A 22,683-nucleotide genomic window follows, 5' to 3' on the forward strand; every position below is an offset into this window, starting at 1 on the left:
GAGTTGCTGCACACCGTCATCCGGACGAAGAGCTATAGGACTGACTCACACCTCCCTCGCGACCAGCGCTTCGTCGAGAGGATGGAGGAGAACCTCCACAACATCGCAGACCCAGCCGCGACCTACGCCGTCACGGCATGCTCCTACGTACCGACAGGTCAAGCAGACGTCGGCCGCGCCACGATCGACTTCGAGTGGGTAACCCTCGATGACGCGAAGAAGAAGCCCGCCGAAAAGGACACCCGGGAATACCGATTGAATGGCGCAACCGGAAGATCCGATGATGTCACGACGGATCTGTACGTCCAGTGCCTCATGCCAGGTGAGCTGAAGGAGCCGTCGAGGAAGGTCCTCCTTCACACAGGTGCCGCGTTCACGGTGAATCTGGGTCCCGTTCACGATCACCACACCCAGGACCAGCAGATGGACTTCGTCTACCGCATGACGCGCAAGGCCACCGAGGTTCTGGGCTGCGAGAACAAGCCGTTGGAGAAGGATCCGGTCGTGAAGGCGGTCGCCGGGGGGAGTGCGTCGTGAAGGGCGTCGTGGGGCGCGGGGGGCAAGCGGTTGTGGGGGCGGTGCTGCTGTCCGTGCTCGTCGGGTGCGGGAGCGGGGCGGGAGCCGCGGGCTCCCTGAGCGTCGACCGTGTCGTCGAGCTCGCGGAGAAGGTCAAGAAGGACGGATCCGACAGCTGTCCGCTGCCGTACGACCTCAAGGAGGCGGCCGACGCCGCCGAGCTCGACGACCCTGGTCTCGAGCCGGGCGCTGCCGGCGGGGAGTCCGACGACCCCAAGGCCTCCGCGAGTGGCGGGAAGACGACCGATCCGCAGTCGCCCTGGCAGGGCACAACCGGTGCGCTCGTCACCTGCTCGTACCACGCGGGCGCGGATGACGTGGACGTCCACACCGGTGCCACGGCCGAGGGGAACGCGGTGTACCTTCAGGCACCTCTCATCCAGAGTGCCGGTGGCCTGAGCGTTGAGGAACTGCAGGCCTACACCGACAAGGCCGCGAAGGCGAAGGCCGGCGAGGCCGTACCCACCAAGGGTGGGAACGTCGTCACGGTCCGGCTCGACTCCGGCGGCCAGGGCGACGTCGCCCTGGTGCTGACCGCCGAGAAGGACGGCTCCGGGAAGACCTCGCTGACGCCGGAGCAGGTCCTCAAGCTCGCGAAGACCTTCGCCGCGCAGGCGGAGTGAACCGGCGGGGCCGATTCCGGGGTCCGGCTGACAGCCGGACCCCAAGGCACCCATGATTGACCTGCAACGACGCGTGTTCCGCCGCCGTATGAAGGAGCAGAGCCACATGGGCACCCAGCAGGAGAAGGACGAGCTGTACGCGCTCGACATCAGCGGCGTCACGTGGGAGGGCGCCCCCGGTACCAGCCCCGACGAGGAGCGCGTGGAGATCGCCCACCTGCCGGGCGGCGGCGTCGCGATGCGGTCCTCCCTCGACCACGACACCGTGCTGCGGTACACGAAGGCCGAGTGGGATGCCTTCGTCCTCGGCGCGAAGGACGGCGAGTTCGACCTGCGCTAGGGGAACAGCAGCAGACGGCGAGAAGGGGCCCGCTCCGGACGGAGCGGGCCCCTTCTCGTGTACCCCTGAGCCAAGGCCCGGGTCGGAGTCAGAAGGCCTCGGTGAACAGACGCGAAGCCTTGACGTCGGTGGAGCGGTAGCTGTCCTTGCCCTGCTCGATGATCTTGGCCGTCTTCTCGAGGCGGTCCTTCATGTCCTCGGCGCGCTTCTTGTACTTGCCCTGAAGGAGCTCGTACTCGTGGTGCGCGTCACCGTCCCACGTGTCGGTGACGACCCGCAGGGCGGCGTCCATCTCCGCGATGTCCTTGATGATGTTCTGCGAGACCGTACGGATACGGTTCGCCATCTCCTGGACGGACTCGTACCGGACCTTGGTACCGGCGTTGTCGACAGACATTCTGATCCCCCTTTACGTCAGATGTTGTTGAGCGAGGAGTGGTTGACGGCGGCGAAGGTGGCGCGCACCTCGTCGTCGTTCGCGTTGCTGAGGTTCTTCGTCTCGCCGACCGCGTGGAGCAGGACGTTCAGCAGTCGCCGGATGGTGTCGTGGTCCTCGTTGAGCAGCGTCTGGGCCGTCTTGAAGCCCGCGGCACCGACACCGGTCCAGCCGGCGCTGCAGGTCTCGAGGATGTTGGCGAGCTCACGAGCCTGCTTGGAGACGGCCTCGCCGGTCTCCGTGATCTTGTTCTTCGCCTTGACGATCGGATCGTCTGCGAGTCCGAACCCACCTGCGGGAGTACCCATTGTGAAGCTCCTCGTTGTTGTCGATGGCGTGTTTCATGCGTCTGTCGACGCTCTCCTGCGTACTCCCGCCGCTACGACGAGGCCGATGACGGCGACGACGGCGACGGCACCAGCGGCGATGGCCCACAGCGGGAATCCGCCGTCCTCGGAGCCTGCGGCCTGGTCCAGGTTCTTGTCCTTGGCCTGGCCGCTACCGCTTGCCCCCGTGTTCTCAGGAGAGGGGGAGGTCTGGGATGTTGTCGGCGACGCGCTCACCTTCTGGGCGGCGAGCAGCGGGTTGACGTCGGGGTCGCCCGGGTTCCCCTTGCCTTCCAGCAGGACCTGGGCGGGACGCACGGATCCGTAGCCGATGTACTTGCTGGGCACCGGGCCGTTGTGGCCGGCGGTCTCCATCATGACCCGGAGGACCTGGTTCCCGGTCCAGTCGGGATGAGCGGACCAGATGAGGGCGGCGGTGCCGGAGGCGATGGCGGTGGCCTGGCTGGTGCCCTGTTGAGCGCAGTACTTGTTCTTGTCGCTGGTGCAGCGCCCTGGAATCTCTACGCCGGGGGCTGCGAGGGCGAGGTGAGGACCGTAATTGGAGAACTTGGCGACCTTACCCTCGGTGTCGAGAGCTCCGACGGCGATCACGCCGGGGATGGCGGCCGGATAGACCGGGCCTCCGCTGCCGTCGTTGCCGGCCCCGGCGAACACCAACGCACCCTTCTTGTTGGCGTAGTCGACCACCTCGCGCCATCCGGCTGTCGTCGTCTCGTTCGCGAAACCGGCCAACGAGATGTTGATGACGCGAGCGCCGTTGTCCACGGCGTAGCGGATGCCCTTGAACTTGGTTTCCGATCCTCCCTGCCAGAAGGCACCCGTCTTTACGGGAAGGATCGTCGCATCGGGGGCGATGCCCTTCACCCCGCCGCCGGCTCCGCTACCAGCGATAGCGAGGGCCATGTTCGTGCCATGGCGGTCGGTGTCCTTGTCGTCCACCCGGCCCAGGCCCCCCGTGTCGAAGTTGCGGCCAGGCAGGACCTTTCCGCGGAGCTCCGGCAACGTCGAGTCGACACCGGTGTCGATGACAGCGACGGTGATGCCCTTGCCCGTGGCCACCTTCCACAGCTCGTCGGCCTTCATCGCGTCCAGGTACCACTGACGCGACCGCATGTCGTCCGCCTGGGCGGCCGGCGCCGCGACGGTCCACGTCGCGACGACGGCTGCCATGGCGCCGAGCAGGCCGACCGCTCGGTTGCGAGCGACCCGGGTGAGGGGGGACATCAGGGATAGCTCCTAGTCGATGACGGGCGGGACGATCTGGCGCTGGCCCGAGGTCCACGTCTCTTCGTCCTCGGACAGGTAGTCGGGACGGTGGCGCGGCTGCTGCCGCTCCTCCTCGCCCGGCTGCGTCGAAGCCGGCGGACGCACGAGACCCGTACCACCGGGAGTGAAGGCCGAGCGTCCACTCACACCGGACGCCGAAGGAGTCCCCACGGTTCCACCCGGCTGCATCGCCAGTCGACGGCCGGAACCGCGTGCCGAACCGGTGCCGCCAGGTCCGCCGGCACCGGGGCCGTGCATGCCGCCGGCGCCACGCCCGTACTGGGAGGCAGCCCTCTCCTCGCCGATGACGGTCGCCTGGGGCACCCGCTGCCCCGGTCCGCCCGGGCGACCGGGCATCTGCACCTGGCGGCCGCCCGTGATGCCCTCGGGCCGCGGACCCGTACCCATCGGGCCCGGCATCCTCAGGTCGGTGCGCGTGCCGGGTCCCGGCAGGCCCGGCATGCCAGGCATGCGGGGGCTCGTACGGGGGAGGCCCGGCTGAGAGACGAGCGGCGGCGGCACGTTCGGCAGCGACGGAACAGGCGTCGGACCGGTCGTCGTCGGCGGCTGCTGGGTCGGGGGCTGCACCGTGGGCCGGGTCGGCTTCTCCGGCGTGATCACGGAGTCCAGGTTGGTGTCCACGTCGGTGTCCGGCCGGGTCGGCGTGGTCGGCGGCTGGATGACCCGGTTGTCAGGGATCTGCCGGTCGGTGCCGCTCGGAGTCGATACGTCGGCACGCTGAACAGTCGTGTGACCCGTCTGCGTGGTGCCCGTACCCGTGCTCGAGTACGTCCCAGAGCCGGTACCACTGCCCGTGCCGTACTCCCGCTCTCCATCGGTGACGCCGCCGTCAGTCATCGGCTTGAAGTCCGGCTGCTTCTCCGAAGTGATCCGGTTCTTCGACGTGTCGTAGAACGACGCCAGCCGTTCCATCGCGCTGACCGCTTCCTGGAGCTTCGGGCCGGTCTCGGCCTCGATGCGGGCCTTCTCCTTCTCCGGGTCCGCGAAGCACATGCCCGCCGGCTTCGGCACGGACGTCTGCGCCACCTTGAGCGCCCCGCCGGCGTGCTTCATCTGCTCGGACACGACCTTGGTGAAGTCGCCGAGGACGAGCGTCTCCGAGACCATGCCCGCACCCCACGTGCGGAAGGCCTCGGCGCCCTCGCCCTCCCACTGGACGCGGGAGATGTAGTGCCGCAGGTCCGCGGCGATGTCGAGGATCTTCGGCACCGCCGCCGCGAGCGCGTCGCCGGCGCTCGTGATGTCCTCCGGCTTGGCGGACGCGATCATCGCGTACAAAGCGTCCAGGGACTTGCCCTCGAACTCTCCAGACATCGTGTTGTACTCCCCCGCTTAGCTGAATCCGCCGGAATCGCCGGTGTTCGTGGTCGGCTTGGCCGTCGGCTGGGTGGATCCGGTCGCCGGCTGCTCCGTGCCGCTGTGGCGCTTCTCGTAGTCTTCCTTGGTGAGCTTCTGGATCTCCGCGAAGCGCCGTCGCTCGTCCTCGTCCACGCCCGCGTAACCCTTGTCGGCGATCTGGGCCCGGATCCCCATGGCCTCGATCGTCTCGCCGAAGATCTTGGTCAGTTCCTCGAGCCGGGTGCGCACCTTCTCGTACGCCCCGTGCAGGTCCGACGCCGCGGCGAAGCCCGTTCCGTACGAGGCGGCCGTGACCTTCTGCTCGCCGATCTTCTTGTGCTCGGCGGGCGAGCCCTTCAAGTCGTCGACGATCTTCTGCATACGCGTCTGGAAGGTCTGGAGCGTGACGTCCTCGACTTCCAGGTCCTTCTTGCCACCGTCCCCGTTCGGCCCTGCCACTTCAGTTCCCCCTCGTCACATGCACGAACTCGCCCACTCTAACCACTCGGTACGACAGTTCCAACTGCAAAGCTACCTAGGTATTCCTACTCATTCGACGGCTCGTCAGGCGGTGCCGCGGCGGCGCCTGCTGTCGCGGATCACGACCGCCACGCCGGCGACCACCGCGACCAGCACCGCACCGATCCCCAGCGCGTACGTGGCCAGGCGTTCGGCGCGCTCCTGGGGGGTCTCCGACAGGGCCAGGTGGGCCGGTTCGGGGGCCGGCGGCTTGGGGGGCCCCGGGTCCGGGGTGGGGCCCGTCAGGGGCGGGACCGGGCCGTCGGCGAGGGCGCGTACGGGGTCGACCACTCCCCAACCCACGTAGTTGTCACGTCCGTTGATCGAGCGGATCGCCGTCTGCTCGATCCTCGTGACGATCTGGGCCGGCTTCCAGTCGGGGTACTTGGCCTTCAGCAGCGCCGCCACGCCCGCCACGTACGGGGCGGAGAAGCTGGTGCCGTTGTCCACGCACTGGCCTCCGCCCGGCACCGTGGAGACGATGTCCACGCCGGGGGCGGCGACGCCGACGAAGGTGCCCGCCTGGGAGAACGCGGCGCGTTCGTTGTTGCGGTCGGAGGAGGCCACGGCGAGCACGCCCGGGAAGGCCGCCGGGTAGGTGTCCTTCAGTTTGCCGTCCATGCCGTCGTTGCCGGCGGAGGCGACCACGACCACGCCCGCGTCGATGGCCTCGGCCACCGCCCTGCCCAGCGAGGACTGCGGGCTGAGGGGCTGGGTGGTGTCCTGCGAGATGTTGATGACGTCCGCGCCCTTGGCGACCGCGTGCTTGACGGCCTCCGCCATCGAGTCGGACTTGCCACTGTTCTTCTCGTCGTTCTGGCGGATCGGGATGATCGTCGCCTCGGGCGCCAGGCCCACGAAGCCGGTGCCCTTGCGGGGGCGGGCGGCGATGATGCCGGCCACCTTGGTGCCGTGGCCGACCAGGTCGACGGTGCCGTCGGTCTTGCCGCGCTGGTCGTCGCCGCCGCCCGGGCTCTCCTTGTCGGGCTTCAGGTAGTCCTTGCCCGCCTTGGCGTCCACCGCGGCCTTCAGCTGCGGGTTGACGTCGTCCACGCCGGTGTCGATGACCGCGACCCGGACGCCCTTGCCCTTGGTGTCCTGCCACAGCTCGTCGAGCAGCACCCGCTGGAGCGACCAGGGAATGCCCTCGATCTGCTCCTTCATCGGAAAGGTGCACTCGCCACTGCCGTCTATGTCCACCGGGCCCGGGGTCTCGGCCGGCCTGGCCGCCGCCGGGGAGGCCGCCAGCAGGGCCGTGAGGGTCGCGGCCGCCAGCAGGGCCGCGCTCCTGCGTGTCGCTGTCGTCACCTGTGCCGCCCTTCTCACGAACCCTGGGGCTGGCGCGCGCTGTTGGTGTCCAGGCGCGGGCCCTTGGACAGGAACTCCGACCACTCCATCGGTACGAGGACGGGCACGACCTTCTCGTAGCCGAGGCGCTTCTGGGCGTCGCTGGGTTCCGGGCGCCCGTCCGGCTGCTTCTGCTCCCCGGCGCCGATCTCCGAACGTCCGGAGTCACTGTCGCCGTTGGCCTGAACCGCGTAGCGCAGGCCGGTGTCGGTGACGAGGAAGAGGGAGCCGTCGGGCTTGGACTGCCTGCCCTGGGTCTGGGTGTAGAGGAGGCCGGTGCCGGGGGTGACGTAGGTGCTGGTGCCGCCGGCCGTGATGTCGGCCGGGTACTTCGGGCCCGCCCAGGTCGACAGGGTCGTCTCGCCCTTCTCTCCGACCTTCACCAGGACCGAGCAGATGGTGTCGCGCGCGTCCTCGCCGCCGACGGAGTTGATCTGCACGGACTGCCGCTGCGGCCAGCGGCGGGTGCCCTCGAAGGCCTCGGGGGAGGCGTTCGCGACGGAGGCCGCGTCGACGGGGCGCGGCTTGCCGTCCATGTCGAGGGTCACGGTCTTCGGGGAGTTGATGAGCAGCCAGGCGGTGAAGGGGGAGACCGGCTGCACCTTGCCCGGGAGCACGACGTAGTGCTGGGGGCCGGAGCCGGTCTGGGCGAGCAGCACCATGCCGACCCGGTCCTCGGTCTGGCTGAGTTCGGCGCTCGCGCCGGCCCTGCTGCCGACCGCGCCGGGGATCTGCGGGAAGTCGACGGGCTCACCGGTCTTCAGGGTGGCCAGCCAGTCGTCGGTGACCTGCTGGGGCTGCCGGTTGACGCCGAAGAGGGCCGTGGTGAGGTTCGGGGACTTCTCGTTGACCCGGTACTTGGTGCCGGTGTGGTCGACGAGGTACTGGGCGCTGTCCTTCTGCCCCTTGACGTACAGCGTCTGGCCGGCGCTCAGCTTGTTCTTGTCGTCCGTGCGCTTGAAGTCCCGCTGCGCGAACAGGAACGTCGCCTTCTGGACGCTGCCGCCGCTGCCGCCGCCGGGCTGTTCGCACACGGCCCAGCGCTTCTGCCGGCCGGCGTCGTCGGGGGCGGGGAGCCGGTCGGGGGCGTACGGGATGCCCAGGATCGGGCCGCGCGGCGGCTTGCCCTCGTCGAGCATCTTGTCGTCGACCTGGATGACCTCGAACTTGTCCGGGTTGAGCAGGAGCCGGGCGGAGGCCAGGTTGAGCACCGGGTGGAGCAGGGTCTTCCTGTCCTTGCCCTTGCCGGTGGTGAGGACCACGTACCGGGTGGTGGACTGCTTGCCGACGATCACCTTGGTGCCGGGATCGTCCCAACCCTTGGGCGCGGTCGGCCTGAACATGCCCCACGCGCCGAAGCCCGCGATCACCAGCGCGCCGATGACCAGGCCGGGGACGACCGCGCGCAGCGGCTTGGGCGCCCCCTCCTCCGTACCCGAGGGAGAGGGTTGGAGGAATGCCGCGACCGTGCGCTTCTTCGCAAAGGTGTACGCGTTGAGCTCGTCCCGCCGTGATGCCATGAGTCCCCATTTTCGTCTGGCGCAGTCTCCGCGCGGGAGTCCGGGGAGCATGGCGCCCGGCCCCCGGCCTGTCGGACCGGCCCCCTACTATGCCTGCTGTCCACCGGTGCGCGTGGGGCGGGTAGGGTGATCCAGCCGCCAAAGGCCTGGCGGGCCACGGTGATCGGGACGAATTGAGGGGGATTCTCCATCATGGCTTCCGCGACGCGGACGCGGCCCACGGCGGTCGCCGCGCCTTCCGCGCCCTCCGCCTCCCCCTCCGCGGGGCCCGGTTCGCCGGTCGCGTCCTCGGTCTCCCCGAGACTCCAGGCGCGTCCGGGACACTTCGGGGCGTTCCGATTGCAACAACTGGTGCTGATCGAGGTGGCGGCGGCGCTGCTGCTCGTCGCCGCGGTCGTCGACAAGCTGATGCTCGTCCCCGCCGGCGTGGCCGCGGCGCTGCTCGTGCTGCTCGCGGTGGTGCGCCGGCACCGGCGCTCGCTGCCCGAATGGCTCTCCACCTTCCTCGCGCTGCGCGCCCGCACCCGCCGGGCCGCCTCCTTCACGCTGCCGGAAGGCACGGAGCCGGGGCTCGCCCCGGTCGTGGAGTGCGACCCGGCGCTGCGCACGTACGCCTACAGCGACCGCGACCGGCGCCCGATCGGGATGATCGGCGACGGCACCTTCCTCACCGCGGTCGTACGGATCGAGTCCGAGGCCACGGCGCTGCGCCCCGACCGCGGCGCGCGCCCGCTGCCCGTCGGGCTGATCCAGGACGTCCTCTCCGTGGACGGCATCCGGCTGGAGTCCGCGCAGGTCGTGCAGCACACCCAGCCCGCGCCCGCGCCGCACCTGCCCGCGCAGTCGATGGCGGCCCGCAACTACGGCCCGCTGCAGGCCCAGACGGGTTCGCCCGCGGTCCGCATCACCTGGATCGCGCTCAAGCTCGACCCCGAGCTGTGCCCGGAGGCCGTCGAGGCGCGCGGCGGCGGTCTGGAGGGCGCGCAGAAGTGTCTCGTGCGGGCGGCGGACCAGCTGGCGAGCCGGCTCGCGGGCGCCGGGTTCCGGGCCACGGTCCTCACCGAGCAGGAGCTCGTCTCGGCCCTCGCGACCTCCACGTGCGCCAGCCCGATGGCGATAGCGCAGGCGGGCCGGGGGCAGGCGCAGAGCCGCCGTACCCAGGAGACCGCCCGCACCTGGCGGGTCGACGACCGGCGCCACACGACCTACTGGGTGGGCCGCTGGCCCCAGTTGGGCGGCGCGGGCGGCGCGGGGGCGTCGATGCCGCAGCTGGTGGCGCTGCTCACCTCGCTGCCGGCGCTCGCGACGACCTTCAGCCTGACCCTGAGCGGTGGTGACCGCCAGGAGGTGACGGTCACCGGACATGTACGGATCACCGGGCGCAGCGACGAGGAGCTGGTGGCCGCCCGGCACGAACTGGAGCGCGCGGCGCGCGGCGTGAAGACGGGTCTGGTGCGGCTCGACCGCGAGCAGGGCCCGGGCATGCTGGCGACGCTGCCGCTGGGGGGTGCGCGCTGATGACGACTCCTACGGGGGCGGCTTACCCGTCGGGGCCGGGGAATCCCGGGCATCCGGTGCACCCGGGGAATCCCGGGCATCCTGTGCACCCGGGCAATCCGGGCATGGGACCGGGTGCCGGCGGCCCTGGAACGGGTGGCCCTGGTACGGGCGGCGGTCCGGTCTCCAGCGGGGGTCTCGCCCCCGCGGGCGCCGCGGCCGGTGGTCCGGCGCCGGGAGGTGCCGCGCCCTTCGGCGCCGCGGCGCCCGGCGGGGTGACCGGTGGCGTTCCCGGGCGGCGGGCCGCCGCCCGGACCGCGGGCGGCGGACGCGGCGACCGGCGTACGGGGCGGGGCTCGAAGCCCCGCTTCGGCTTCGGGCTCATCGGCCCGCGCCGCGACCGCCACTCCGTGCCCGTGGACCAACTCGGCGCGCTGGCCCTGCCGGTGGGCGACGACGGCATGGTCGTCGGCGTGGACGCCGAGGGCCGGCCGGCCGTGCTCGGCATCAACCGACCCAGCCCGTACGACGTCACGCTCATCGGCGGCCTGTGGACCGCGCAGGTCCTCGCGCTGCGCGCGGCGGCCACCGGTGCCCGCGTGGCCGTGGAGACCGGCCGCGCCCAGGCCTGGACGGCGCTCGCCCAGGCGGCCGGCGGCGGCCAGCCCTGCATCACGCTGCACGACGTGGGCCGGGTGCCGCCCCAGGGCGCGTCCGCGGGCAGCCCGGTGGTCGTGGTCCGCGACTGCGGCATGCGGCCGCCGCGCGGCCGGGTCGTCTCGGGACCCTGGCAGTCGGTCCTGACGCTCCTCCCCTATCTGAGCCCCGTGGCGCCGCGCCTGTTGGAGAAGTCCTCGCTCGTCGGCGTGCAGCGGGTCTCACCCGACGAGGCCGCGCAGATCGGCCGCATCATGGGTCTCCAGCGCGCGGAGTGGGAGGCGTTGTCGACGCTGGCCGACGGGGTGACCCTGTGGTGCACCCCGGGCGACCGGCAGTTCGTGATGACGCAGGCCACGGACGCCGAGACCGGATTGTTGGGCAGCGCCCGCCGCATGGACTGAGCGGGAACGGCGACCGCGGAGAGCACCGAACCTGTCCCTCTTTGTACAGGTTTGGAGAACCGAGGGTTTCACTCTCCGGTACCCGTGGGTCACTTGGGGACGCGACCGGTCCTCACGGCGGGCAGCGGCGGGCCGTCGGCCCTGCCCGGCCGACACGGTTGGCGTTTAGGGTGGGATGTGCCCGCCCACGACGGCACAAGGGTGCGCGACCACACCAGGAGGCAAAGTGAACCGCGATCGGGACGAGAGCCACGGGGGCTGGAACCCACCCGTCGACGATCAGTCCGACGCAGACCCCGCCGAGATGACGGGTGAGTTCACCATCGACTACACCCCTCCGGCCTGGTACACGCAGAACGCGTCCGGCGGCACGGGCGGCGGGGCGCCCACGCCTCCGCCGCCGACCGGCGCGCCGGTCGCCGTGCCCGGGCTGCCGCCGAGCGGCGGCTTCGAGCCGAGCTGGGGCGCCCCGGCCTCGCCGCCTCCCCCGCCCGCGGCGGCGGCCCCGGTCCCGCCCGCGCCTGCCGCTCCGGCCCCGGCCGCGCCCGTCCCGCCCGCTCCCGCCGCTCCCGCTCCCGCCGCGGCGACGCCGTTCGGCGGCGGGGACGTGGAGAGCGGTGCGACCATGCGCTTCTCCCCCGCCGCGCTGAAGCGCGAGATGGCGGAGCTGGCGGAGCAGGGGACGCCCGCGGGTGACGCGCCCGCGGCGCCCGCCGCGAGTGACGCGCCTGCCGCGCCCGCGCCGTTGGACACGACCGGTGCCGTCGCGCCGGCGGGCGAGGCGGCCGAGACGCCCGCGGGGAGCGACGCCCAGGCCGTCCCGCCCGCGAGCGACGCGGGTGACGCCGACGAGCCGGCGCAGGCCGCGCCGGTCGTCACCGGCGCGGCCGTGGCGGACGGCGGGTCCGACGCGGCCCCGGCCTGGATGTCAGGCTCCGGCGCCGGGAGCGCCCACGACAGCGCCGCGCCGTCCGCCGACGCCGACGCGGACGCGGACGCGGCCCCGGCGGCCGTCGACGCCGGCGGCACGGCCGACGAGGCCTCGGACGCCCCCGTCCCGGCGGCGGGCACGCCCGACAGCGCCCCGGCCGGCGACGTCACCACGCCCGACACGGCCACGGACTCCACGCCGCACGCGGTCCCGGCCTCCGCCACGGACGCCGTCACGGGCATCGCCCCCGACACCGCTCCCGCCGCGTCCGACCCGGCCGCTGGCGCGCCCGGCGTCGACGGCACCCCCGGTGCCGCCGAGGCCGCGACTCCCGCTGGGCCGGCGCCCGGTTTCGACAGCGCCCCCGGCGCCTCCCCCGCCGCCGCCGACGCGGGCGTTCCGTCCGTGCCGGCCCCCGGTACGGACGGTCCCGCCGGTGCTCCGCTCACGCCGCCCGCCGCCACCGCCTCCGCCGAACCGCAGGACGCCGTGCCCGGCGCCCTCCCGCCGGTCGCGGGGCAGATTCCGGGGCAGGGTGCCGGACTGCCGCCGCTGCCGCCGTCGTTCCAGCCCGCGACGCCCGCGCCCGCGCCTCAGTGGCCGGCCCAGGCCGCTCCCGGCGACCAGCCGGTGCCGCAGGCCGCGCCGCTGCCCCCGGCCGGATCCTGGCCCGCGCCCGCGACGCCGGGCGCCCCGGGACCCGTACCGCCGCAGGCCCCGCAGCCGCCGCAGGGCGGATACGGCTTCCCGCACCCCGGCGGCCAGCCGGGTCAGCCCGCCCCGCAGCCCGGACAGCCGCCCCTGCCGCCGCAGGGCGGATACGGCTTCCCGCATCCGGGCCAGCCGGTGCAGCCGGGTCAGCAGGACCAGCCCGTACAGGCCGCCCCGCAGCACGCACAGCCGCCCCTGCCGCCGCAGGGCGGATACGGCTTCCCGCATCCGGGCCAGCCGATGCAGCCTGGTCAGCCGGGTCAGCAGGACCAGCCCGTTCAGGCCGTCCCGCAGCCCGGACAGCCGCCCCTGCCGCCGCAGGGCGGATACGGCTTCCCGCAGCCGGGACAGCCCGGGCAGCCTCCCGCCCCCCAGGGCGGCTACGGCTTCCCGCACCCGGGTCAGGACGCCCAGCCCGGTCAGCCGCAGCCTCAGCCCGGCGCCCCCGCGCCCGTACCCCCGCAGGTCCCGCAGCCGCCCCAGGCCGGCTACGGGTTCCCGCACCCGGGTCAGGACGCCCAGCCGGGGCAGCCCGCGCCCGCCGGCCCGGCCGGCCCCATCGACCCCCGCACCGGCGCCGCGTGGCCCTCCGCCGTGACGCACGACCAGCGGGAGCGGTCCGTGCCGGGGGCGCCGCTCGGGTACACCGCGGCCGTCGAGCTGTCGTCCGACCGGCTGCTGCGCAACAACAAGCAGAAGCCCAAGTCCAGCCGGAACCCCGGCGCTTCGGCGCGGTTCAAGCTGGGCGGCAAGAAGGAGGAGGCGGAGCGGCAGCGGAAGCTGGAGCTCATCCGGACGCCGGTGCTCTCCTGCTACCGGATCGCGGTCATCTCCCTCAAGGGCGGTGTCGGCAAGACCACGACGACCACCGCGCTGGGCGCGACCCTGGCCACCGAGCGGCAGGACAAGATCCTGGCGATCGACGCCAACCCGGACGCCGGCACGCTCGGCCGCCGGGTGCGGCGCGAGACCGGGGCGACCATCCGCGACCTGGTGCAGGCGATCCCGTACCTCAACTCGTACATGGACATCCGCCGGTTCACCTCGCAGGCGCCGTCCGGTCTCGAGATCCTCGCCAACGACGTGGACCCGGCCGTCTCGACGACCTTCAACGACGAGGACTACCGGCGGGCGATCGACGTCCTGGGCAAGCAGTACCCGGTCATCCTGACGGACTCCGGCACGGGTCTGCTCTACAGCGCGATGCGCGGGGTGCTCGACCTGGCCGATCAGCTGATCATCATCTCCACCCCGTCCGTGGACGGCGCCTCCAGCGCCTCGACGACCCTGGACTGGCTGTCGGCGCACGGGTACGCGGAGCTGGTGCAGCGGTCGATCACGGTCATCTCGGGGGTCCGCGAGACCGGCAAGATGATCAAGGTCGAGGACATCGTGCAGCACTTCCAGACGCGCTGCCGCGGTGTGGTCGTGGTGCCCTTCGACGAGCACCTCGCGGCCGGCGCCGAGGTCGACCTCGACATGATGCGGCCGAAGACCCGCGAGGCGTACTTCAACCTGTCGGCGATGGTGGCCGAGGACTTCGTACGGGCGCAGCAGGCGCAGGGCCTGTGGACCGCCGACGGACAGGGCGCGATGCCCCCGCACCTGGCCCCGCCCATGCCGGGACAGGGCGCCCCCCAGCCGATGCCGGGTCAGCAGGTGCCGGGGCAGCCGATGCCCGGGCAGCCGTACGCCCCCCAGCCGCCGGCGCCCGGTCAGCCCTATCCGCCGCAGCAGCCCGTGCCCGGGCAGCCCGCGCCGGGGCAGCCGTACCCGCCGCAGGGCTATCCGCCACAGCCGGCGCCGGGCCAGCCCGGCGGTCAGCCGTACGGAGCACAGCCCGCGCCCGGACATCCGTACGGGGCGCAGCCCGCTCAGCCGGGTGTGCCGCAGGGATGGCAGCAGGCCCCGGCGCAGCCGCTGCCGCCGCAGGCGGATCCGCAGGCGCAGGCTCAGGGACAGGTTCCGCCGCCCAACTGGCAGCAGCAGGCCCCTCAGCAGCCTCCGCAGGCTCCGCCAGCCCCTCAGCAGTAGGGCGTCACAGGAGTAGACCAATGAGGCCCCGTACCGGTGTTCCGGTACGGGGCCTTTCGGCATTCCCGCAGCCCACACGGTGTTTGAGACATCGTTGACGACGGCAGACCACCGCTGATACACCTTCGCTTCATCCATCGTCAGCCCAAGATCCACGGCAGCTCACCGACGCACGCATCCCCGACGCGAGGTCACGTCCCATGGTCATGGTCACGAAGGTTCCACCCCGTCCGGCACCCACCCACAGAGCCCTCCGCCTGCTGGCCGCGGCGGGTGTCACGGCCGCCTCCCTCGTGGCCGTCCCGCAGGCCCAGGCGGTGACCGCCCGGGCGGACGGCAAGGCGGACGGCGGCACGACGCTCACGGTCGCCGTCTCGCAGAGCGTCGACTCGCTCTCGCCGTTCCTCGCCCAGAAGCTCGTCTCCACCAGCATCCACCGGCTGGCCTACGAGTACCTGACGAACTACGACCCGAAGGACGCGCACCCGATCCCGGGCCTCGCGACCGCGTGGAAGCCCTCGCCGGACAAGCTGACCTGGACGTACACGATCCGCAAGAACTCGCTGTGGTCCGACGGGCAGCCGGCCACCGCCGAGGACGCGGCCTGGACCTTCAACAAGATGATGACCGACCCGAACGCGGCCACCGCCAACGGCAGCTTCACGGCCAACTTCCGGAAGGTCACCGCGCCCGATCCGCAGACCCTGGTCATCGAGCTGAAGAAGCCCCAGGCGACGATGACGGCGCTCGACGTGCCGATCGTGCCCAAGCACGTCTGGGAGAAGGTCGGCGACTTCTCGAAGTTCAACAACGACCGGCAGTTCCCGATCGTGGGCAACGGGCCCTTCGTCATCACGGACTTCAAGGTCGACCAGTACATCAAGCTGAAGCCGAACAAGACCTTCTGGCGCGGGGCGCCCAAGTTCGACGAGCTCATCTTCAAGTACTACAAGGACGGTGACGCGGCCGTCGCCGCCCTCCAGAAGGGCGAGGTGTCCTTCGTCCCGAACCTGACGCCCGCCCAGGCGGCCGCCCTGAAGACCCAGAAGAACATCAAGGTCAACGACGCCCCCGGCCGCCGCTTCTTCGCCCTCGCCACCAACCCCGGCGCGCGCGCCCAGGACGGGAAGACCTTCGGCAACGGGCACAAGGCCCTGCTCGACCCCGAGGTGCGCAAGGCGCTCTTCCTCGCCGTCGACCGCGCCACCCTGGTCGACAAGGTCTACCAGGGCCACGCCGTCGAGGGCGAGGGCTACATCCCGCCGCGCTTCGGCTCGTACTTCTGGCGGCCCGACGGCACGCAGAAGCGCTCCTACGACCCGGGCAGGGCCGCACAGGTCCTGGACGCCGCCGGGTACCGGAAGAACGCCGCGGGCAAGCGGATCGGCAAGGACGGCAGGCCGCTGGACTTCCGCATCCTGTGCCACGCCACCGACCCCAACGACAAGGCGATCGGCAAGTACCTCCAGGAGTGGTGGGGCAAGCTCGGCATCGGGCTCGAGGTCGAGTGCCTGGACAGCGTCTCCGACCCGTGGGTGAAGGGGGACTACGACCTCGCCTTCGACGGCTGGTCGGTCAACCCCGACCCGGACTACGTGCTGTCGATCCACACCTGCGGCACGCTGCCCGCGACGCCCAAGGACACCGGCGCCACCGACAACTTCATCTGCGACCCGCGGTTCGACGCGCTGTACGCGCAGCAGGCCGTGGAGTACGACGCCGGGAAGCGGGCCGGCCTGGTCAAGCAGATGCAGTCACGGCTGTACGACACCGGGTATATGAACGTCATCGCCTACCCGAACGCCCTGGAGGCCTACCGCACCGACCAGATCGGCTCCATCACCACGATGCCCGAGGCGGCCGGCAACCTGTACGGGCAGGACGGCTACTGGAGCTGGTGGTCGGCCACGCCCGCCGCGCGGGCGGCCGGCGCGGAGTCCGACGGCGGCGGTTCGTCCACCGGCGTGGTCGCCGGGATCGGCGTGGCCGTCGTGCTGGTCGCCGGCGCCGGCGTCCTCCTGCTGATGCGCCGCCGCTCCACCGCCGACGACCGCGAGTAGCCCCGTGACGAGCGCGAGCACTCCCGCCTCCTCCGTGGTCCGGGCCGACGCGGCCCGCACCACGGAGGGCGGCGCCCCCCGCACCCGTACGGCCCTGCCCTATCTGCGGCACGCGGCGACGAAGGTCGCCGGCGCGGCCGTCTCGCTCCTCGCCGTCCTGGTCACCAGCTTCTTCCTGTTCCGGATCATCCCCGGCGACCCGGTGAAGACGATGACCCACGGCATGCCCACCACCGCCGAGCAACTCGCCACGCTGCGCCGCCAGTTCGGTCTCGACCTGCCGCTGTGGCAGCAGTTCACCGACTACTGCGGGAAGGCGCTCAGCGGCGACCTCGGCACCTCCTACCAGTTCCGCGCCCCGGTCGGCGACCTCATCGCGCAGAAGCTGCCGGCGACGCTGCTGCTCACGGGCACGGCCGTGGTGCTCTACTCGGCGCTCGGGCTGTGGCTGGGCACCCGCTCGGCGTGGCGGCACGGCAGCCTCGGCGACCGGCTGAACACGGGCGTGGCCCTCACCCTGTGGTCCGTGCCGTCGTTCTGGCTGGGCCTGCTGCTGATCATCGTGTTCTCGGTGGGGGTGGGGCCGGTCCCGGGCCTCTTCCCGACCGGCGGCATGGAGTCCGGCACGGGCGAGACGGGTTTCGGGTACGCCCTCGACGTGGCCCACCACATGGTCCTGCCCGTCCTCACCCTGGTCGCGGTCGGCTACGCGCAGACCCTGCTCGTCATGCGGTCCTCGCTGCTCGACGAGATGGGCAGCGACTATCTGACCACCGCCCGCGCGAAGGGGCTGCGCGACGACAGCGTACGGCGCCGGCACGCGGTCCCGAACGCGCTGCTGCCGACGGTGACGATGGTCTTCATCAACCTCGGCCATGTGGCGGCCGGTTCGATCCTGGTGGAGACGGTCTTCTCCTGGCCGGGCCTCGGCGGGCTCTTCTACCAGGCGCTCAGCGTGCCCGATCTGCCGCTGGTGCAGGGCCTGTTCGTGGTGTTCGCCGGCGCGATGATCGTGATGAACCTGATCGCCGACCTGCTCTATCCGCTGCTCGACCCCCGGGTGGGCCGATGACGTCACTGACCTGGGAGCGGCGCCGCGGCACCGCCACCCGTTTCTGGAAGCAGTACCGCGGCCACCGCGCCGGGCTGTGGGGCCTGGCCGGGCTCGCCCTCATCGGGCTGCTCGCGCTCACGGCACCGCTGACCGTCGGCGCGGACGTGCAGTCGGTGACGGACGCGCCGGGCACCGCCCTGGAGTCGCCGAGCGCCGAATTCCCGCTGGGCACCGACCAGTTCGGGCGCTCGCTGCTCGGGCTGCTGATCTGGGGGGCGCGGATCTCGCTCCTGGTGGGGCTGCTCGCGGCGGCCCTGTCGGTGGCCATCGGCACCCTGGTGGGGATCGTCGCCGGGCACTACGGCGGCTGGTTCTCCACGGTCGTCATGCGGATCACCGACTGGTTCCTGGTGATGCCGACGCTGGTCCTGGCGATCGTGCTCGCGACCGTCATGTCCCGGTCGATGTGGACGGTGATCATCGCGATCGGCGTCACCAGCTGGCCGACCACCGCCCGGCTGGTGCGGGCGCAGACGATCGCGGTCGAGTCCCGGCCGTACATCGAGCGGGCGACCGCGCTGGGCGGCGGGCACGGGCACGTCATGACCCGGCACGTGCTGCCCAACGTCATGCCGCTCGTGCTCGCCCAGACCACCCTCGGCATCTCGACGGCGATCCTCACCGAGGCGACCCTCGCCTTCCTGGGGCTCGGCGATCCGACCGTGGTCTCGTGGGGCGGGATGCTCCAGGACGCCCGGGAGGCGGGCGCGGTCTCGTCGGGGCACTGGTGGTACCTGGCGCCGCCCGGGATCGCCATCGCGCTGGTCGCGCTCGCGTTCACGCTGTGCGGACGGGCCGTCGAGTCCGTCCTCAACCCGAAGCTGGGGGTGAGCCGATGAGCACGCCGGGCCTGCTCGAAGTACGGAACCTGAGCGTGACGTACGGGTCGGGGGCGGCCGCCGTCCCCGCCGTACGCGGGGTGGACCTCAGCCTGCCCGCCGGGCGGAAGCTCGGCGTCGCCGGCGAGTCCGGCTGCGGCAAGTCGACGATGGCGCTGGCCCTGCTCCGGCTGCTGCCGGCCTCGGCGCGGACGACCGGGGAGATCCTGCTCGACGGCGAGGACGTCCTCACCATGAAGTGGGGGCGGCTCCGGGCGGTGCGCTGGGCGGGCGCGTCGATCGTCTTCCAGGGCGCGATGCACTCGCTGAACGCGGTGCGGCGGATCGGCGACCAGATCGCCGAACCGCTGCTCGTGCACGGCCGGGCCACCCCGGCGGCCGCCCGTCGCCGGGCCGGGGAGCTCCTGGAGCAGGTCGGGCTGCCGGCCGCGCGGGCGGACGCGTATCCGCACGAGCTGTCCGGCGGGCAGCGGCAGCGCGTGATGATCGCGATGGCGCTCGCCTGCGATCCGCGGCTGATCGTGGCGGACGAGCCGACCACCGCGCTGGACGTGATGATCCAGGCGCAGATCCTGCGGCTCATCGAGCAGCTGGTCGCCCGGCAGGACATCGGACTGCTGATGATCAGCCACGACCTGGCGGTGCTCGCCGACACCTGCGACCGGCTGGCCGTGATGTACGCGGGACGGGTGGTCGAGGAGGGGCCGGCGAAGGCGGTGTACGAGGCCGCCGCGCACCCGTACGGGCGGGCGCTGTCCTCGGCGTTCCCGCGGATCGGCGACCCGGCCTCGCGGCGGGCCCCGCGCGGTCTGCCGGGCGACCCGCCGGACCCGGCGGCCCTGCCGGGCGGCTGCGCCTTCCACCCGCGCTGCCCGGTGGCGGTCGAGGGGTGCGCGGAGGAGGACCAGGAACTGCGGGACGCCGGCGCGGGGCGCCGCGCGGCCTGCGTACACGTGGGAAGTGCCTCGTGAAGGGACGGACGGGATGAACGGGGATCCGGGGGCGCCGCTGCTGTCGGCGAAGGACCTGCGGGTGGTGTTCCCGGGGCGTCGGGGCGCACCGGCCGCCCGGGCCGTGGACGGGGTGGACCTGGACATCGGCGCGGGCGAGATCGTGGCCCTGGTCGGCGAGTCCGGCTGCGGCAAGACGACGCTCGCCCGCTCGCTGCTCGGCCTGGTGCGGCCGAGCGGGGGCGAGGTGCGTTTCGCGGGGCGGCCGCTGTCGTACGCGGGCCGGTCCCTGAAGGCGTACCGGAAACGGGCCCAGCTGGTCCTGCAGGACCCGAGCGGCTCGCTGAACCCGCGGCACACGGTGTACGAGGCGGTGGCGGAGGGGCTGCGGATCCACGGGTACGCCGGGGACGAGCGCGCGGCCGTCGCCGAGGCGCTGTCCCGGGCCGGACTGCGCCCGCCCGAGCGCTTCTTCCTGCGCTATCCGCACGAGCTGTCCGGCGGGCAGCGGCAGCGCGTGGTGATCGCGGGCGCGCTGGTCCTGGAGCCCGAGCTGATCGTGGCGGACGAGCCGGTGGCCTCGCTCGACGCGTCGGTACGCGGGGAGATCCTGGCCCTGCTGCTGCGCCTGCGCGAGGAACTGGGCCTGTCGGCCCTGGTCGTGACGCACGACCTGGGTCTGGCGTGGAACATCGCGGACCGGGTGGCGGTCATGTACCTGGGCCGGATCGTGGAGACGGGCCCGGTGGAATCGGTCCTGACCCGCCCTCAGCACCCCTACACCCGGGCCCTGTTGTCGGTGCTCCCCGAATCGGGCGGCGAACCGGTGGTGCTGACCGGCGAGCCCCCCGACCCGGCCCGCATCCCCTCGGGCTGCCGCTTCCACGCCCGCTGCCAGGTCCTCGCCTCCGGCGAGGCGGCCGAGGTGGCCGACCGCTGCCGCACGGAGGACCTCCCGATCCTCCACGGCGGCGCGCGACGAGCGACGGCGGCCTGCCACTGGTCACCGCCCCGAGACTGACCCCACCGCCACCGCGCCGCCCCGCACGGGCGGCCCCGGCCCGGGACACGGGGTGGGGGGTGGGATTACGCCTCGTCGTAGGCGGTGGTCAGCTCGCGGCACGTCTTGACGTCCTCGGCCATCGCCGCGAGCAGGTCGTCCAGCGTGTCGAACTTGAGCATCCCCCGCACGTAGGCGAGGAAGTCGACGGTGACGTGGAGGCCGTACAGGTCCAGGCCCTCGCGGTCGATCGCGTACGCCTCGACGGTCCGCTCGGTGCCGTCGAACTGCGGATTGGTGCCCACCGAGATCGCCGCGGGCATCCGCTCGCCGGCGGCCGTCAGCCAGCCCGCGTAGACGCCGTCGGCCGGGATCGCGGTGTGCGGCAGCGTCTCGACGTTGGCCGTCGGGAAGCCGAGCTCGCGGCCGCGCTGGGCGCCGCGCACCACGATGCCCTCGACGCGGTGCGGGCGGCCCAGGATCTCGGCGGCGCCCGCCATGTCGCCCTCGGCGACCAGTCGGCGGGTCAGCGTCGACGAGAACGGCTCGCCGCCGCCCGCGGCGCCGGACACGCGCAGGTCGATGACCTCGACCTCGTAGTCGTAGGTGGCGCCGAGCTCGGCGAGGTACGCGACGTTGCCGGCCGCCCGGTGCCCGAAGCGGAAGTTGGGGCCCTCGATGACGCGCTTCGCGTGCAGCTTGTCGACGAGGACCTTCACGATGAAGTCCGCCGGGGACAGCTGCGAGAACTCGGCCGTGAACGGCAGGATCAGCACCGCGTCCACGCCGAGCTCGGCCATGAGCTCCGCGCGCCGGTGGTGCGGGGCGAGCAGCGGCGGGTGGCTGCCCGGGCGCACGACCTCGGAGGGGTGCGGGTCGAAGGTGACGACGACCGACGGGACGCCGAGCTCGCGGGCGCGCTCCACGGCCCGCCCGATGATCAGCTGGTGCCCGCGGTGCACTCCGTCGTAGGAGCCGATGGTGACGACGCTGCGCCCCCAGTCCTGGGGGATGTCCTCCAAGCCACGCCAGCGCTGCACTGTGACCGCTCCTCGTCCGCCTGTACCCATGTCCGCGTGTACGCCTGTTGGCGCAGGTCTAAGACTGCCATGCGCGTGAGTCTCCGGAGGCATCGGCATGGTGTGCGCCATGTCTCGGAGCTCCGCGCGCAGGAAGCGGGAGGCTCCGGTGCCGGGCGCGGACAGCACCGGGGCGAGCGCCGCGCGCGGGGCGGGAAGCGCGAGCAGGTGCCTGACCAGGGGGTGCAGCACGCAGCGCACGACCGGCCCCTCCTCCAGGCGCGTGTCGACGAAGGCGGCGACCAGCGGGGCGCCTTCGGGGTGCCGCTGGGCGTACTCGCCGACGAGCGCGGCCGCGCGCCGCGCGAGGCGGGGCGTGTCGACCCGGGCGAGCGCCCGCAGGACGGGCGCGGGTTCCGCGCCGAGGAGCCGGGCGCGGAGGGCCGCGAGGACCGGCTCCGGGTGGGTGGCGAGCGCGGCGACCAGGGCGTCCACGGGTACGGCCGGTTCGGCGAGCGCGCGCGGCAGGAACCGCGCACGCGAGGCCGGGTCCCGTACGAGCAGTCCGACGGCCGCGCCGTGCAACGTCCGGTCGCCGGGCCGGGCGAGCAGGGCGAGGGCGGCGTAGCGGAGGGTGCCGCGGTCGTCCGCGGTCCTGACGTGCGGGGCGACGAGCTGCCCGTACGCGGCGGCCGCGGCGCGCCGTTCGGGGCGCCCGTCGTCGTGCGCCCAGCGGTCCACGGCCCGGCACAGCGCGGCCGGTTCGTCCTCGGCGAGCACGGCGAGCAGGCCCTCCGCGAGCGGGTGCGCGGTCGCGACCAACGCCTCGCACAGGTCGTCCAGGGCGAGCGCCCGATGGGTGTGGAGCAGCGCCTGGGCGGCCGTGCCGACGGTGGCCCCGGGCGCCCCGGCCAGCGGCCGCTCGTCGCCGAACCAGCGGCAGAGCAGCGGCTGCACCCCGCGCGGGTCCGCCGTGAGCCGCGCGGCGACGAGGTCGAGGAACCGGGGCCGGGGGCCTCCGGGCACCGGGTCGGCGGGCACGAGCCGCCGCAGCAGGTCCATGCCCTCCCCCTCGGCCACGGCGAGCCGGTCCCAGAAGTCCACCCCGAAGCGGGCGAACGCCGCCCGCGCCCC

General features: G+C 72.7%; 19 protein-coding genes. 11 read left to right on the forward strand and 8 right to left on the reverse strand.

Annotated elements, in window-relative coordinates:
* Positions 1-3: 3 nt before the first annotated feature.
* The 3 genes from ACIGXE_RS21560 to ACIGXE_RS21570 all read left to right on the forward strand — a co-directional run bounded on the left by ACIGXE_RS21560 (position 4) and on the right by ACIGXE_RS21570 (position 1,539).
* Positions 4-537 (forward strand): hypothetical protein, encoded by a 534-nt coding sequence (locus ACIGXE_RS21560; protein ID WP_399749717.1) that lies wholly within the window; start codon positions 4-6, stop codon positions 535-537.
* Positions 538-578: 41 nt separating this feature from the next.
* Entirely contained in the window at positions 579-1,199 is a 621-nt protein-coding gene (locus ACIGXE_RS21565) for a hypothetical protein (RefSeq protein ID WP_399749719.1), read from the forward strand.
* A gap of 106 nt (positions 1,200-1,305) precedes the next feature.
* Positions 1,306-1,539 carry a DUF397 domain-containing protein gene (locus ACIGXE_RS21570; protein WP_399749721.1) on the forward strand — a complete coding sequence of 78 codons (234 nt, stop codon included), beginning with the start codon at positions 1,306-1,308 and terminating at the stop codon, positions 1,537-1,539.
* An 88-nt stretch (positions 1,540-1,627) separates the two neighbouring features.
* Here ACIGXE_RS21570 and ACIGXE_RS21575 read toward each other — a convergent pair whose 3' ends face one another.
* The 7 genes from ACIGXE_RS21575 to eccB all read right to left on the reverse strand — a co-directional run bounded on the left by ACIGXE_RS21575 (position 1,628) and on the right by eccB (position 8,333).
* Positions 1,628-1,936 (reverse strand): WXG100 family type VII secretion target, encoded by a 309-nt coding sequence (locus ACIGXE_RS21575; protein WP_399749723.1) that lies wholly within the window; start codon positions 1,934-1,936, stop codon positions 1,628-1,630.
* Positions 1,937-1,953: 17 nt separating this feature from the next.
* Positions 1,954-2,283 (reverse strand): hypothetical protein, encoded by a 330-nt coding sequence (locus tag ACIGXE_RS21580; protein ID WP_399749725.1) that lies wholly within the window; start codon positions 2,281-2,283, stop codon positions 1,954-1,956.
* Positions 2,284-2,316: 33 nt separating this feature from the next.
* Positions 2,317-3,546, reverse strand: coding sequence for a S8 family serine peptidase (locus ACIGXE_RS21585; protein WP_399749727.1), 1,230 nt, complete (start codon positions 3,544-3,546; stop codon positions 2,317-2,319).
* A 12-nt stretch (positions 3,547-3,558) separates the two neighbouring features.
* Positions 3,559-4,923: a hypothetical protein gene (locus ACIGXE_RS21590; protein WP_399749729.1), complete on the reverse strand. Its 1,365-nt coding sequence runs from the start codon at positions 4,921-4,923 to the stop codon at positions 3,559-3,561.
* Positions 4,924-4,941: 18 nt separating this feature from the next.
* Positions 4,942-5,406: a hypothetical protein gene (locus tag ACIGXE_RS21595; protein WP_399749731.1), complete on the reverse strand. Its 465-nt coding sequence runs from the start codon at positions 5,404-5,406 to the stop codon at positions 4,942-4,944.
* A 105-nt stretch (positions 5,407-5,511) separates the two neighbouring features.
* A complete protein-coding gene (gene mycP, locus ACIGXE_RS21600) occupies positions 5,512-6,774 on the reverse strand; it encodes a type VII secretion-associated serine protease mycosin (protein WP_399749733.1) in 1,263 nt (420 codons plus the stop codon).
* A 14-nt stretch (positions 6,775-6,788) separates the two neighbouring features.
* A complete protein-coding gene (gene eccB / locus ACIGXE_RS21605) occupies positions 6,789-8,333 on the reverse strand; it encodes a type VII secretion protein EccB (RefSeq protein WP_399749735.1) in 1,545 nt (514 codons plus the stop codon).
* 192 nt (positions 8,334-8,525) lie between these two features.
* Here eccB and eccE point away from each other — a divergent pair, with 192 nt between their 5' ends.
* From eccE to ACIGXE_RS21645, 8 genes are all read left to right on the forward strand, one after another.
* Positions 8,526-9,851, forward strand: a complete 1,326-nt coding sequence (eccE, locus tag ACIGXE_RS21610; protein WP_399749737.1) for a type VII secretion protein EccE — start codon at positions 8,526-8,528, stop codon at positions 9,849-9,851.
* 362 nt (positions 9,852-10,213) lie between these two features.
* The gene (locus ACIGXE_RS21615) at positions 10,214-10,891 is read left to right on the forward strand and encodes a hypothetical protein (protein WP_399750127.1); all 678 of its coding nucleotides are present in this window, start codon (positions 10,214-10,216) and stop codon (positions 10,889-10,891) included.
* A 226-nt stretch (positions 10,892-11,117) separates the two neighbouring features.
* Positions 11,118-14,567 carry an SCO5717 family growth-regulating ATPase gene (locus ACIGXE_RS21620; RefSeq protein WP_399749739.1) on the forward strand — a complete coding sequence of 1,150 codons (3,450 nt, stop codon included), beginning with the start codon at positions 11,118-11,120 and terminating at the stop codon, positions 14,565-14,567.
* Positions 14,568-14,773: 206 nt separating this feature from the next.
* Positions 14,774-16,627 carry an ABC transporter substrate-binding protein gene (locus ACIGXE_RS21625; RefSeq protein WP_399750129.1) on the forward strand — a complete coding sequence of 618 codons (1,854 nt, stop codon included), beginning with the start codon at positions 14,774-14,776 and terminating at the stop codon, positions 16,625-16,627.
* A gap of 4 nt (positions 16,628-16,631) precedes the next feature.
* Positions 16,632-17,699 (forward strand): ABC transporter permease, encoded by a 1,068-nt coding sequence (locus ACIGXE_RS21630; protein ID WP_399749741.1) that lies wholly within the window; start codon positions 16,632-16,634, stop codon positions 17,697-17,699.
* Entirely contained in the window at positions 17,696-18,580 is an 885-nt protein-coding gene (locus ACIGXE_RS21635; RefSeq protein WP_399749743.1) for an ABC transporter permease, read from the forward strand. Before ACIGXE_RS21630 ends, ACIGXE_RS21635 begins: the two co-directional genes overlap by 4 nt.
* Positions 18,577-19,551 (forward strand): ABC transporter ATP-binding protein, encoded by a 975-nt coding sequence (locus ACIGXE_RS21640; protein ID WP_399749745.1) that lies wholly within the window; start codon positions 18,577-18,579, stop codon positions 19,549-19,551. Before ACIGXE_RS21635 ends, ACIGXE_RS21640 begins: the two co-directional genes overlap by 4 nt.
* Before the next feature lie 13 nt (positions 19,552-19,564).
* Positions 19,565-20,551, forward strand: coding sequence for an ABC transporter ATP-binding protein (locus tag ACIGXE_RS21645; RefSeq protein ID WP_399749747.1), 987 nt, complete (start codon positions 19,565-19,567; stop codon positions 20,549-20,551).
* 65 nt (positions 20,552-20,616) lie between these two features.
* Here ACIGXE_RS21645 and ACIGXE_RS21650 read toward each other — a convergent pair whose 3' ends face one another.
* A complete protein-coding gene (locus ACIGXE_RS21650) occupies positions 20,617-21,570 on the reverse strand; it encodes a bifunctional riboflavin kinase/FAD synthetase (protein ID WP_399750131.1) in 954 nt (317 codons plus the stop codon).
* Positions 21,571-22,683 lie beyond the last annotated feature (1,113 nt).

The sequence above is a fragment of the Streptomyces sp. NPDC053431 genome (assembly GCF_044544925.1).
In the GTDB taxonomy this organism is placed as follows: Bacteria; Actinomycetota; Actinomycetes; order Streptomycetales; family Streptomycetaceae; genus Streptomyces.

Coding starts and splice junctions, on each gene's coding strand:
- ACIGXE_RS21570 (WP_399749721.1), top strand. CDS start 1,306: ATGGGCACCCAGCAGGAGAAGGACGAGCTGTACGCGCTCGACATCAGC.
- ACIGXE_RS21575 (WP_399749723.1), bottom strand. CDS start 1,936: ATGTCTGTCGACAACGCCGGTACCAAGGTCCGGTACGAGTCCGTCCAG.
- ACIGXE_RS21580 (WP_399749725.1), bottom strand. CDS start 2,283: ATGGGTACTCCCGCAGGTGGGTTCGGACTCGCAGACGATCCGATCGTC.
- ACIGXE_RS21585 (WP_399749727.1), bottom strand. CDS start 3,546: ATGTCCCCCCTCACCCGGGTCGCTCGCAACCGAGCGGTCGGCCTGCTC.
- ACIGXE_RS21590 (WP_399749729.1), bottom strand. CDS start 4,923: ATGTCTGGAGAGTTCGAGGGCAAGTCCCTGGACGCTTTGTACGCGATG.
- eccB (WP_399749735.1), bottom strand. CDS start 8,333: ATGGCATCACGGCGGGACGAGCTCAACGCGTACACCTTTGCGAAGAAG.
- eccE (WP_399749737.1), top strand. CDS start 8,526: ATGGCTTCCGCGACGCGGACGCGGCCCACGGCGGTCGCCGCGCCTTCC.
- ACIGXE_RS21625 (WP_399750129.1), top strand. CDS start 14,774: ATGGTCACGAAGGTTCCACCCCGTCCGGCACCCACCCACAGAGCCCTC.
- ACIGXE_RS21635 (WP_399749743.1), top strand. CDS start 17,696: ATGACGTCACTGACCTGGGAGCGGCGCCGCGGCACCGCCACCCGTTTC.
- ACIGXE_RS21640 (WP_399749745.1), top strand. CDS start 18,577: ATGAGCACGCCGGGCCTGCTCGAAGTACGGAACCTGAGCGTGACGTAC.
- ACIGXE_RS21645 (WP_399749747.1), top strand. CDS start 19,565: ATGAACGGGGATCCGGGGGCGCCGCTGCTGTCGGCGAAGGACCTGCGG.